Source organism: Rhizobium sp. FG96, assembly GCF_057808655.1.
The window spans coordinates 54,949-67,526 of record NZ_JBMDIL010000009.1 but is presented as its reverse complement, the minus strand read 5'-3'; the positions used below and the strand labels follow the sequence as shown (position 1 = coordinate 67,526).

General features: G+C 63.0%; 11 protein-coding genes. 7 read left to right on the top strand and 4 right to left on the bottom strand.

Annotation, left to right across the window (positions count from 1 at the left end; all coding sequences use genetic code 11):
* Nucleotides 1-112: 112 nt before the first annotated feature.
* The 7 genes from ACODR6_RS18835 to ACODR6_RS18805 all read left to right on the top strand — a co-directional run bounded on the left by ACODR6_RS18835 (nt 113) and on the right by ACODR6_RS18805 (nt 6,504).
* Nucleotides 113-1,624 carry an aldehyde dehydrogenase family protein gene (locus tag ACODR6_RS18835; protein WP_489023859.1) on the top strand — a complete coding sequence of 504 codons (1,512 nt, stop codon included), beginning with the start codon at nt 113-115 and terminating at the stop codon, nt 1,622-1,624.
* Between the two features lie 145 nt (nt 1,625-1,769).
* The gene (locus tag ACODR6_RS18830) at nt 1,770-2,720 is read left to right on the top strand and encodes a sugar ABC transporter substrate-binding protein (RefSeq protein ID WP_112717750.1); all 951 of its coding nucleotides are present in this window, start codon (nt 1,770-1,772) and stop codon (nt 2,718-2,720) included.
* Nucleotides 2,721-2,786: 66 nt separating this feature from the next.
* Nucleotides 2,787-3,806 carry an ABC transporter permease gene (locus ACODR6_RS18825; protein ID WP_489023574.1) on the top strand — a complete coding sequence of 340 codons (1,020 nt, stop codon included), beginning with the start codon at nt 2,787-2,789 and terminating at the stop codon, nt 3,804-3,806.
* A complete protein-coding gene (locus ACODR6_RS18820) occupies nt 3,806-4,543 on the top strand; it encodes an ATP-binding cassette domain-containing protein (protein ID WP_112717754.1) in 738 nt (245 codons plus the stop codon). The genes ACODR6_RS18825 and ACODR6_RS18820 overlap by 1 nt, the downstream gene beginning before the upstream one ends.
* A gap of 29 nt (nt 4,544-4,572) precedes the next feature.
* Nucleotides 4,573-5,415 (top strand): 5-dehydro-4-deoxy-D-glucuronate isomerase, encoded by an 843-nt coding sequence (gene kduI / locus ACODR6_RS18815; protein ID WP_489023571.1) that lies wholly within the window; start codon nt 4,573-4,575, stop codon nt 5,413-5,415.
* Nucleotides 5,412-6,167 carry a 2-dehydro-3-deoxy-D-gluconate 5-dehydrogenase KduD gene (kduD, locus tag ACODR6_RS18810; RefSeq protein WP_489023569.1) on the top strand — a complete coding sequence of 252 codons (756 nt, stop codon included), beginning with the start codon at nt 5,412-5,414 and terminating at the stop codon, nt 6,165-6,167. Before kduI ends, kduD begins: the two co-directional genes overlap by 4 nt.
* Nucleotides 6,168-6,174: 7 nt before the next feature.
* Nucleotides 6,175-6,504, top strand: a complete 330-nt coding sequence (locus ACODR6_RS18805) for a cupin domain-containing protein (protein ID WP_112717760.1) — start codon at nt 6,175-6,177, stop codon at nt 6,502-6,504.
* 24 nt (nt 6,505-6,528) lie between these two features.
* On the opposite strand, the gene ACODR6_RS18800 is transcribed toward ACODR6_RS18805, so the two are convergent.
* From ACODR6_RS18800 to ACODR6_RS18785, 4 genes are all read right to left on the bottom strand, one after another.
* Nucleotides 6,529-8,331, bottom strand: coding sequence for a bifunctional diguanylate cyclase/phosphodiesterase (locus tag ACODR6_RS18800; protein ID WP_489023567.1), 1,803 nt, complete (start codon nt 8,329-8,331; stop codon nt 6,529-6,531).
* A 155-nt stretch (nt 8,332-8,486) separates the two neighbouring features.
* A complete protein-coding gene (locus ACODR6_RS18795) occupies nt 8,487-10,073 on the bottom strand; it encodes an aldehyde dehydrogenase (NADP(+)) (protein WP_203430901.1) in 1,587 nt (528 codons plus the stop codon).
* Between the two features lie 44 nt (nt 10,074-10,117).
* Nucleotides 10,118-10,948 carry a class I SAM-dependent methyltransferase gene (locus tag ACODR6_RS18790; protein WP_203430900.1) on the bottom strand — a complete coding sequence of 277 codons (831 nt, stop codon included), beginning with the start codon at nt 10,946-10,948 and terminating at the stop codon, nt 10,118-10,120.
* A 604-nt stretch (nt 10,949-11,552) separates the two neighbouring features.
* Entirely contained in the window at nt 11,553-12,548 is a 996-nt protein-coding gene (locus tag ACODR6_RS18785; protein ID WP_203430899.1) for a hypothetical protein, read from the bottom strand.
* Nucleotides 12,549-12,578 lie beyond the last annotated feature (30 nt).

Here is a 12,578-nt window from a genome sequence, read left to right as displayed (position 1 = left end):
CATACAGTACCATACAATTCAAACGCAACATAAATCCGGCGGTGCAAAAGCCGGGCAAATAGGGAGGGGCCGGCAGCTTGCGTCCGGCCTTGAGGAAGCATTGTTGTCTAAAATGTCGAACTTCATCACGCCCGATTCCAGTGATCCGCGTCTCCACATTAAATCCCGCTATCAGATGCTTGTCGATGGCAAGTCTGTCGACGCATCGTCGGGCAAGACGATCGATCGCGTCAGCCCCGGGCATGCGGGTGTGGTGGTCGGCACCTGGCCGGATGCTTCGGCAGATGACGTGAGACAGGCGATCGCGGCTGCCCGCCGCGCCTTCGATACCGGCCCCTGGCCGCGGATGTCGGGCGCCGAGCGCTCCCGGCTGATGTTCAAGGTCGCCGATCTCATCCTTCAGAAGCAGGAAGAGCTGGCATTGATCGAAAGCCTGGAGGTCGGCAAGCCGATCGCGCAGGCGCGCGGCGAAATCGGCTTCTGCGCTGATCTCTGGTCTTATGCGGCGGGTCAGGTTCGCGCGCTCGAGGGGCAGTCCCACAACAATATCGGCGATGACCGCCTCGGCCTCGTGCTTCGCGAGCCGGTCGGCGTCGTCGGCATCATCACGCCCTGGAATTTCCCCTTCATCATCGCCTCCGAGCGGGTTCCCTGGGCGATCGGCGCCGGTTGCACCGTCGTCCTGAAGCCCTCGGAATTCACCTCGGGCACCTCGATCCGCATGGCGGAACTGGCCCGCGAAGCCGGCATTCCCGATGGCGTCTTCAACGTCGTCACCGGCTACGGCGATCCGGCCGGTCAGGTGCTCGCCGAAGATCCCGGCACCGATATGGTCGCATTCACCGGCTCGGTGCGCGTCGGCACCAAGCTCGGCGAAATTGCAGCGCGCAGCGTCAAGCGCGTCGGCCTGGAGCTCGGCGGCAAGGGTCCGCAGATCGTCTTTGCCGATGCCGATCTGGAAGCTGCCGCCGATGGCATCGCCTATGGCGTCTATCACAATGCCGGGCAGTGCTGCATTTCCGGCAGCCGTCTTCTCGTCCAGGAAGGTATCCGCGATGCGCTGATGGAGCGGCTGCTCGATATCTCGCGCAAGGTCACCTTCGGCGATCCGCTGAACGAGCGCACCAAGATCGGCGCAATGATCTCGGAGGCCCACGCCGCCAAGGTCCATTCCTATGTCGAAGCGGGCGTCAAGGAAGGCGCCGAACTGCTGCTCGGCGGCGCGCGGGCAGGCGAGGGGGCCGGTCTCTATTATGCGCCCACGGTCTTTGCAGGCGTCACGCCCGATATGTCGATCGCCCGCGAGGAGATCTTCGGGCCGGTGCTTTCGACGCTGACCTTCAAGACGGCCGACGAGGCGGTGGCGATGGCGAATGCCAGCGACTACGGGCTTTCGGCCTCCGTCTGGACCAAGGATCTCGAAACCGCGCTGCAGAGCATCCGCCGCATCAGGGCCGGCCGCTGCTGGATCAACAGCGTCATCGACGGCACGCCGGAGCTGCCGATCGGCGGCTACAAGAAAAGCGGCCTCGGCCGCGAGCTCGGCCGCTACGGCTTCGACGAATATTCGCAGTTCAAGGGCATCCATGTGACGCTCGGGCGCCCGGCGCCCTGGTTCGCCTGATGATTAAGCAGGTCCTTTCGCCAAGGCAGGAGAGCGGAAGGGCTTGATGGGGGAAATCTCGGCTGGCGCGATCTTTGGTCGGAGCTCGCCAGCCGAGAATTGGGTCTTTCGACCCGTATTGCACATCCAAAGGGAGGATACGCAAATGAAACTGACCAATCTTAAAGCCGCGGTGCTTGCCGCGGGCTTTGCCGCCATGGCCTCGTCGACGGCGCTTGCCGCAGACGTCAAGGCGACGATGATCATCTATCTTGATCCGAGTGTGCAGTTCTTTAACCCCGTGGTGAAGGGCGCACAAGATGCAGCGGCACAGTTCGGCGTCGATCTCGACGTGCAATATGCCAACAACGATCCGGTTCGCCAGAACGACCTGATCGAGAGCGCAACGGCAAGCGGGGTCGACGGCATCGCCGTGGCGATTTCCTCTTCGGATGCGTTCGACAGCAGCATCTGCGCCGCCGTCAAGGCCGGCATTATCGTCATCGGCTTCAACAATGACGACCTCGAAGGCGCCAAGGGCAATTGCCGCCAGGCCTATGTCGGCATGGATGAGTTCGCATCGGGCTATGAACTCGGCAACCGCATGATCAAGGAGTTCGGCCTGAAGTCCGGCGACGTCGTCTTCAATCCGCGCGAAATCCCCGAGGCGAGCTTCGCCGTCGCCCGCGGCGGCGGTATCGAAAAGTCGATGAAGGAAGCCGGCATCAAGGTCGAGACCGTACGCGCCGGACTGGACCCGGCCGAGGCGCAAAACATCATCGCTCAGTTCCTGGTCGCCAATCCTAATGTCAAGGCGCTGTTCGGCACCGGCTCGGTCACCTCGACCGTCGGGGCAGGCGCAATCAAGGATGCCGGCGCCAAGATCCCGTTCGGCGGCTTCGACCTGGCGGTCGAGATCGTCAACGCGGTAGAATCCGGCGCGATGTTCGCCACCATGGACCAGCAGCCTTACCTGCAGGGCTACTATCCGATCGCCCAGATCGCGCTCGCCAAGAAATACGGCCTGACGCCGACCGATGTCGATACCGGCCAGGGCGCCTTCCTCGACAAGTCGCGCATCAGCTCGGTCAAGCCGCTGATCGGCAGCTACCGCTAAGCGACAGACAAGGGGAGCCGCCTTTACGGCCGGTTCCCCGCTCTCCCAAAAATCGAGTACCAGACCGTGACACCTATTCTTGCAGAGAGTGCCGCGCCCCGGTCGCGGACCCAGAAACAATCGATCCTCAAACAGATCATGGGCAAACCGGCAGGCGCAATCTTCCTCGTCTTCATGACGCTGCAGATCGTCTGCATCGTCGGAGCGCTGCTCTATCCCGATGACTTTCGCTACCTGTCGCCGCAGAACCTGACGATCCTGATGAAGGCGATCCCGGTGCTCGGCTGCCTGGCGCTCGGCGCCGGCGTGCTGATGATATCCGGCGAGTTCGATCTTTCGATCGGCTCCGTCTACACCTTTACCGCCATCCTGATGGCAAGCCTCGTCAATCTCGGCATCAGCGCCTTCATCGCCGCGCCGATTGGCATTCTGGCGGGCGTGATGATCGGGCTTCTGAACGGCCAGATCACGCTGCGCTTCGGGCTTCCGTCATTCATCGTGACGCTCGGCGGCCTGCTGTTCTGGCGTGGCGCCGTGCTGCTCTATAACGGCGCCGTTCAGGTCCGCTTCGATCCGGAAGCCGTCTTTACAAGCCTGTTTTCGGGCAGTCTTTTCGGCATCAACGCGGCCTTCATCTGGATCATACTGCTGGTCGCAGCCTTCCATCTGCTGCTTCACAGCCACCGCTTCGGCAACCACGTCTTTGCGACCGGCGGCAATCGCGGCGCAGCCGAGGCGATCGGCATCAATACCGGCCGCGTCAAGCTGATCGGATTTGCGATCGCCGGTGGCATGGCGGCTGTTGCCGGGATACTGGCAACGACGCGCGTCGGCAGCGTTCAGCCCGGGCAGGGCGCGGGTCTCGAACTGCAGGCGATCGCCGCTTGCGTGATCGGCGGCCTGTCGCTGCGCGGTGGCCGGGGGTCGATCATCGGCATCTTCCTCGGCGTGCTGCTCATCCACACCATCACCGATGTCCTGCTGCTCCTGAGAGCGCCGGGCTTCTATCTCGACATGTTCATCGCGACGCTCATCGTGCTGGCGGCAATCTTCAACCATCTCATCGAGCGGCGGGGGCTTGCGTGATGTCGAAACCCAATCTTCTCGAACTCCACAACATCTCCAAGAGTTTCGGCGCGCTGACTGCGCTCAGCAACCTGAGCTTCCATATCGGCGAAGGCGAAGTGGTCGGCCTGCTCGGCGACAACGGCGCCGGGAAATCGACGACGGTCAACCTGATCTCCGGCATCCACAAGCCGACCGACGGATATCTGACGGTCGACGGCAAGCGGACGCTCTTCACCTGCCGTTCGGATTCGGCCGACGCCGGCATCGAGACGATCTACCAGCATACGGCGCTGGTCGATTCCCTCTCGATCACGCGCAACATCTTCATGGGCCGCGAATTGACCGATCGCTTCGGTTTTCTCAGGCAGGCAGAGATGCGCGAGATTGCCATGGAGGTGCTGAAGAACGCCGTCCATATCGCCGGTATCGACTCGCCCGATACGCTCGTCGGCAATCTTTCCGGCGGCCAGAAGCAGGCGGTGGCGATCGCCCGCGCCGTCTATTTCAAGAAGCGCGTCCTGCTGCTCGACGAGCCGACCTCGGCTCTCTCCGTTCGCGAAACGGAAGCGTTGCTCAACCAGGTGCTGAAGCTGAAGGCCGAGAATGTCTCCAGCGTGCTCGTCACCCACAATCTCTACCATGCCTACCAGGTCTGCGATCGCTTCGTGATCATGAGCCACGGAACGAAGGTATTCGACGTCGAAAAGGCCGACACGACCGTCGGACAATTGACCGAGTATGTCGTGCTGAGCTGACACAGATGTTCAAGATAAGAGGCAAATGAATGACCCTATCTGTCAAAACCCGCCAGGTCGTCGGGCCTGAGGATGCCGCGCGCCGCAATACGCAGGGACTGCGTGAAGGCTTCGTCATCGAAAACCTGTTCCGCCCAGGCGAGATCAACCTGACCTACAGCCATCTCGACCGGATGATCGTCGGCGGCGTTTCGCCGACCCGGGAAGCCCTCGAAATCTCCTGCGTTCCCGAGACCGGAACGGATGCCTTTCTCGAACGCCGCGAGGCGGCGATCGTCAATATCGGCGGCGCCGGTAGTGTCACGGTTGGGGACAAGACCTACGAACTTGGTTTTCAGGAGGCACTCTATGTCGGCATGGGGGCGTCAGCCCTTCGCTTCGAGAGCCGCGATGCCAGCGGGCCGGCGCTTTTCTATCTGCTGAGCGCACCCGCCCATCGCGCCTGCCCGACGGTCCTCATCACCCGCGATATGGCGCGCAAGGTGGTGCTCGGTTCTGCAGAAGAGTCCAACGCGCGCACCATCAACCAGTATGTGCATCCCGATGTCTGTGACAGCTGCCAGCTTCTCGTCGGCTTGACGATGTTCGAGCCGGGCTCGGTGTGGAACACGATGCCGGCGCATGTCCACGACAGGCGGATGGAGGTCTATCTCTATTTCGGCATGCAGGAGCAGACGCGCATTTTCCACTTCATGGGAGAGCCGAGTGAAACCCGGCACGTCGTCCTGAAGAACCACGATGCGGTCCTCTCGCCGGGATGGTCGATTCATTCGGGCGCCGGCACCGGACGCTACGCCTTCATCTGGGCGATGGCGGGCGATAACATGAGCTTTACCGATATGGACAAGGTTCCGATGGACGCGCTGCGGTGACCGGCTTCGATCTGAGCGGCCGCTGCGCCGTCGTCACCGGCGCCAATACCGGCATCGGCCAGGCGATCGCAGCCGGCCTTGCAAGCGCCGGCGCCGACATCATCGGCGTCGGGCGCTCGGCGATGACGGAAACGGAGGCGCTGGTGCGCGGCCACGGCCGCAGCTTTCGCACCATCGCGGCTGATCTTTCAAAGACAGAGGCCGCACGCGCTGTCATCGAACAGGCCGTCGCTGCCGGAGCAACGCCTGATATTCTCGTCAACAATGCCGGCATCATCCGCCGCGCCGACGCGCTGGATTTCACCGAAGAGGATTGGGATGCCGTCATCGACACCAATCTGAAATCGGCCTTCTTCCTCAGCCAGTCCTTTGCGAAGAATGCGATCGCGTCCGGACGCAGCGCCAAGATCATCAACATCGCCTCTCTCCTGTCTTTTCAAGGGGGTATCCGCGTTCCCTCATACACGGCCGCAAAGAGCGGCCTTGCCGGCCTGACGCGGTTGATGGCGAATGAATGGGCGAGCCGGGGCATCAACGTCAATGCGATTGCGCCCGGCTATGTCGAGACCAATAATACCGAAGCGCTGCGCGCCGATGCCGAACGCAGCGCCGATATCCTGAAGCGAATTCCGGCGGGCCGCTGGGCGCGTCCGGACGATATGGTGGGTGCGGCGATCTTCCTTTCCGCTCCCGCTTCCGATTATGTGCATGGTGCCATCCTGCCCGTCGACGGCGGATGGCTAGCCCGATGAAAGGATCATGATGTCATTCTTCTCCCTTCCCGAAGACACGGTCTGGACCGAGGTCGCCCCCGGCAACCGCCGCGCCGTTCTGAGCCAGAGACCCGAAATGATGCTGGTCGCCTTCCGCTTCGAGGAGGGTGCAGTCGGCGCGCCGCACTCGCATCCGCATACCCAGGTCAGCTATGTCGCCGAAGGCGCATTCGACGTCACCGTCGACGGCAAGACGACCCGGCTGGAGCAGGGCAGCAGCTTTATCGTCGCCCCGAACCTCGTGCACGGCGTCGTGGCGCTAGCGCCCGGCCTGTTGATCGACACGTTCACGCCGCGCCGCGACGATTTCTTATAAGCCAGCCCGCCGCGCAAGAGCCCCTCAGACACCGACGCGCGTCAGCGCGCCGGCCTCTGCCGATGGTCTCTGCCCTTTTGTCCTGAGCAGCTCGGTTGCCGTATCGAAATCGACGGCGCGCGAGAACAGGAAGCCCTGGCCGAGCACGCATCCCATCGCAACGAGATCCGAGACCTGGCTTTCGATCTCGATGCCTTCGGCAACGACGCGGATGCCGAGCTTGCCGGCGATGCCGACAAGGCCTTCGACGATAGCGGCGCCCGGCTCCTCGTGGATGAGCCGATCGACGAAGGATTTGTCGATCTTGATGATATCGACGGGAACGGTGAGCAGGTGGGTGAGGGAGGCATAGCCCGTGCCGAAGTCGTCGAGCGCGACGCGCAGCCCCTGCTCCCGAAAGGTGCTGATCTCCTCGCCGATCATGTGGTCGCGGGGGTCGAGATAGACGGACTCGGTCACCTCCAGGATTACATGTTCCAGCGGCACGCCCTTTGCGGTGAAATGCTCCTGCAGCTTTGCCTGGAGATTGCCGGTGTGGAAATCCGCGGCTGACAGGTTCAGGCCGACGTGTTGCAGCGGCAGGCCGAGATCGAGCCAGCGGCGCATGTCGGCGGCGACGGTCACGAGCATGAGCTCGGTGATCTGCAATGCGATATCGCCATCCAGCATCGCCTCATGGAAATGCGCCGCCGCAACGACGTCGCCCGAGGCCGTCCGCATCCGGCAAAGCGCTTCGAAGCCGACGATCTCCTTCGTGTCGAGCCGAACGATCGGCTGGTAGTGCGCCTCGATCCGTCCTTCGGCGAGCGCAATGCCGACATCGCGAATTGCGCGGAACCTGCGTGTCAGCGCCGTGCCCATGCCGGGATAATAGGCTGTGAACTGGCCGCGATAGCGCGATTTGCCGTGATAGAGCGCGATATCGGCGTTCTGGCGCGCGTCGCCATTGCCGGAGATAGCGCCGCCTGCGGTCACCGACGGGAACACGACATGCCTGTCGCATTGCGCCGGGCGCTTGATTTCACGGAGTATGGCGTTGCAGTGCTCGGTCAGCTCATCAATGCCGATGCCGTCGAAGATCACGGCAAATTCGTCGCCACCGAGCCGGAAGGTCCGATCCCTGGGCACGGCGGCAGCAATACGCCGCGCCACCGTCTGGATCAGGGCGTCGCCCGCGCCATGGCCGAATGTGTCGTTGACCAGTTTGAGATTGTCGATATCGGCAAGCAGCAGGCCGAAGTCGCTGTTTGCGGCCTGCAGGCCGTGCAGCACTTCGTTGAAGCGCGCCCGATTGGCCTGTCCCGTCAGCGCATCTGTATAGGTGAGGCGTTCCCTTTCCCGGGTGCGCTCGTCGCGCTCGATCGCGATTGCGCAGAGATGCGTGCAGGTCTCGATGACTTCCTTGTCATGGCTCTCGGGATGACGGCCGTTGCCGAAATAGAGGGCGAAAGTGGCGATGACCTTACCGCCGCTGATAACAGGCGTCGACCAGCAGCCTAGGAGCCCGAGCGGCAGGGCAAGCGCCCTGTATTTGGCCCAGCGCGCGTCGCTCGCGATATCCGTGACGATGACGGGGACGCCATAATAGGCGGCGGTGCCACAGGAACCGGCAAGCGGGCCAATCTCCAGATTGTCGAGTGCATCGCTGTAATGCTTCGGCAGGGAGGGAGCTGCGAGCGGGTGCAGCACGCCGTTTTCAACGCGAAGGACCGAACATTGAATGCCCGGCAGGCGGGCTTCCACCAGACGGCACAATGTTTCCAATGTTTCGGTGAGCGGCTCGCCCTTGGCGATCCGTTCGAGAACTTTGTTTTGCAGTTCGAGCATATCGGCGCCAATGAGGTTGGAATACTCAGGGTAGGCGCAGAGACCACAAATCTCGTTTCCGGAACTGCTAAAATACGATCTATCGTTGTTTTTTAATGTAGGCCGACTGTCGGGAGATGCCGATCTTCGCAACCGGCACCTCCTAGTCTGGCACATTAGCGCAGATCGTCGCGCTTCCCGTCGACGAGATGCGGAAGGGCTTCGAGCGTGCCGGGCTGCAACTCGGCGGGGAGGAGCGCCTGCGGCATATCCTGGTAGCAGACCGGCCGCAGGAAGCGGCGGATCGCGAGCGTGCCGACCGAGGTCGTGCTGCTGTCCGATGTCGCCGGGAAGGGGCCACCGTGGACCATGGCATGAGAGACTTCGACGCCCGTCGGCCAGCCATTGGCAAGGATGCGCCCGGCGCGCCGCTCGAGAACCGGAATGAGCGGTCCGGCTGCGGCGACGTCCTCGGGCTCGAGATGCAGCGTTGCGGTCAGCTGTCCCTCGAGCTGTTCGGCGGCGTCCCGCATTTCATCGACGCTGTCGCAGACGATCAGCAGCGAGGCTGATCCGAAGATTTCCTGGCTCAGCTCCGGATTGGCGAGGAAGCTCTTCACATCGGTCTTGAACACCGCCGCGCGGCCGCGGTTCGGCCCTGCGGGCGGCTGGCTTTCGGCAGCCGCCGACACGCCGTCGTGAGCAGCAAGCGCATCTCGCCCGGCTTCGTAGGCTGCATGAATGCCGCTCGTCAGCATCGGTGCCGGCTGGTGCGCGCCGAGCTCGGCTTCGAGCGTCTGGAGGAAAGCCGAAAGCCCTGCGCTCTGCTGCACGAACATCAGGCCCGGGCTGGTGCAATATTGGCCGGCGCCGAGCGTTAGCGATGCGGCATAGCCCTTGGCGATCGCTGCAGCGCGCTTTTCGATCGCCTGTGGCATGACGAAGACGGGATTGACGCTGCTCATTTCGGCATAGACGGGGATTGGCTCGGGGCGGGCCGAAGCCAGCGCCACCAGAGCAAGGCCGCCGCGCCGTGATCCGGTGAAACCGACCGCCTTGATCTTCGGGTTCTTGACCAGTGCCGTGCCGGTGGCGATTTCGCCGGGGAGATAGGAGAACACGCCTTCCGGCATTCCCGTCCGTTCTGCGGCGCTGCGGATGGCGCGGGCGACAAGTTCGCCGGTGCCGAGATGTGCGGGATGTCCCTTGACGACGACAGGGCATCCAGCCGCCAGCGCCGACGCGGTGTCTCCGCCCGCAACCGAGAAGGCGAGCGGAAAGTTGCTCGATCCGAAAACCGCCACGGGGCCAAGCGGGATCTGGCGCATGCGCAGATCCGGGCGTGCCAGCGGCTGGCGATCCGGCAGGGCGCTATCGATGCGTAGATCGAGCCATGCGCCATCGCGCACGGTCTGAGCAAAGAGGCGCAACTGGTTCAGTGTGCGTGCAAATTCGCCTTTGAGCCGCCCCTCCGGCAGGCCGCTTTCCGCACCTGCGCGTTCGATGATGGCCGCCTGGGAGGCGTCGATCTCTTCGGCGATTGCGTCCAGGAAAGCGGCGCGTGTTTCGATCGGCAGCTGGCGGTAGCGGTCGAACGCATTCCAGGCGAGGTCGCAGGCGCGGGCGACGTCTTCCTCGGAGGAATTGCGGAATTCGGGCGTAAGGGTTGCCGATGTCGCGGGATTATACGCGATCAGCGTCTTCTGGCCGGGAGCCACGTCGCTATTGCCGATCAAGGCGGCCCCGGTGATGCGATCTGACATGAAATTGTCTCCGTCGATATTCTTCATTCTTGCCGGTAATGCGATCAGGGCTTTTGCGCAATCGCCTGAATGAGGCCGGCCCTGCCTTCGCGCAGATTGCGCCCGAGATTGCGGCCGGCAATGCCGAACTCGCTGCCCATGACGACGTGAAGGCCGAGCGCTGGAGCTTTCGCCGCTGCTGCCTGCGCGCGCTGGCGCGCCTCGAACCAGTCCGCACCGGCTTCCGTGCAATCCGTCCACGACGTGATGCGGAAGCCCTGTGAAACGAGCACGTCTCGCATCTCATCGGCGGTCACGACAAAACTCATCGCCGGTTGCTCGGCCCATGGTACCGGGAAATGCATGGGAGTGACTTCGCCGGCGACGACGTCATAGATCGCCAGCTTCCCGCCGGGTCGCAGGACGCGGAACGCCTCACGGTAGAAGCCGGCGCGATCCGCGATGTTCATCGCGACATGCTGCGTCCAGGCGAGATCGAACATGCCGTCGTCGAACGGCAGGGCAAGCGCATTTGCCTGCTTGTAGGCAACCTTTCCGGAAAGGCCGGTCCGCTCCGCCAGGAAGCTTGCCGCATCGACGAAAGACTGGCTGAGATCGATGCCCGTCACCTTGCAGCCGAACCGCGCCGCTAGATAGCGCGACGGTCCGCCGAGGCCCGAACCGATATCGAGCACCGCTGCCGAGCCGTCGATATCGAGAGCATCGGCAAGCTCGACCGTCGCCGCCAGGCCGCGGGAATGAAACTGGTCGAGCGGCGCGAGATCCTCAGGCGCCAGCACGCGGCGAGCAAGGCCATCGGCCGCAAGCGCTGCTTCCAGACGCTCCCTGAGGCTGCCGCGATCGTAATATTGCTGAATGGATTGGTTTTCGGCCATCGCCTGATCTTCCTGTCGCCATCATGCGGCCGTGCTGGCGAGGAGCCAAACATCGGCCAGGATGCCGATTTATAGCCGGGCGTGAGGCCGAGGCCTATCGGCATAAATGCCAATCTTGAGGTCATTTACGCCAGATGAAAGAGTGGCATATGAAGCGCCGTTGGCGGCAATTGCGGGGAGCGGCCAACGATGGCGCCGGCCGCTCCCTGTCTCCGAGCGACCCGCCGCCTGGCGCTCAAGGAGGAGGACATGATACGCCTCCAAGGCACATGACGGTATCAATCCGATGAAAGTCTGACGGCGCGTGGCCGAAGAGCCGCAGCAAAACGTTCCTGCGGCAACGGAGAATAGCGCTATTTCAAGGGCTTGGCCTGTGGACAAGTGGTGGAAAACCTGTGCAGCCATCAGGCCGGCAAAGCCGAAGTGTTCTCTTCTTGTTCCGTTGCGGCTTGCGCTCGGCCTGCGACTCGGGTCACATTGTCCTCAACCAAGCTTCGGCCTCCGCCGCAACTGACGCCGAAGATTTGGTACGGGCGCTCCCTTCTGGTCGAGCGCCCTCTTTTTTTTCGAAGAGGCTATTCTCTGCGAATGATCGCGCTTCGGATCAGTTGGTCGTGCTGTCGCACATCGGCACGGGGCGCGACGGCTGCGGCGGATGATCGGCCTTGTACTGGGCGATGATCGGCTCGAGCTTTTCCTTCGGCCAGAACTTCGGAGAGCCGATCGCTTTCAGGCAGGAGGCGTTCCAGTAGCTGCCGTTGGTGACCGGCGATTGGCCGGCTGCGACGGCTTGCGCCACGGCTTTGATGTCGCCTGAATCCGGGTAGATGTAGAGCGTCGTCGGGTTGCCATCGACCATGGACAGAACCTTCGGCGCATCGGATGGCGACCAGCTGGTGCAGCCGTCGCTGCGACCGCCCGCATAGGTCACGAGTTTGCCGAGCGGCGTATAGCCCTGGCTGTTGGCATAGGGGCTGTCGGGCTTCTTCTGCATGCAGATGCCGGAAACGAGGGCTGCCGCATGGCCGCCGATCGCCCGCTGTCTGGCATTGGCGGTCTCGCCAATCCCGTCGAACTGCACGAAGGAGCGGATGAAGGCCGCCTGGCGGTCGGCACTGGTGCGGTAATAGCCTTTGAAGGAGGTCTTGATCTCGCTCGTCAGATAGGCGCCCCCCGCGGTCAGGTTGGAATCCAGCGCGTTGCCGAAATTCTTGGCGCATTCCCGGCCATTGGAGAAATTCGCCACACCCTGGAGATTGCGCCCCCCACCGTGACCGGAAGAGATGACGCTGAACGACATGTCGCCCTCGCAGATCACATAGAACCGGCCGCTCGACTGGTCGCCCGGGTCGTTCGGCCGCGTAGCGTCCATCGCGAAATAGCAGCCGTTCCGGACTTTGCCTTCGGCCACCTTCGAGAAATAGAGACTGCGCGCGCGCTGGAGGACGGGCAGGGCGATCTGCCCGTCGTCGACGCCGACATGTACCATCAGCCAGTTCGGGATCGGCATCGTGGAGCCGGACGGCGCCGCCTGTGCGGAAGCCGCGATCGAGAGAAGCGCCAGACCGGAAAACCCAAGGAGTGAAAACCTTCTGGACACGGCGCATTCTCCTGGCAGTTTCGCGGCACT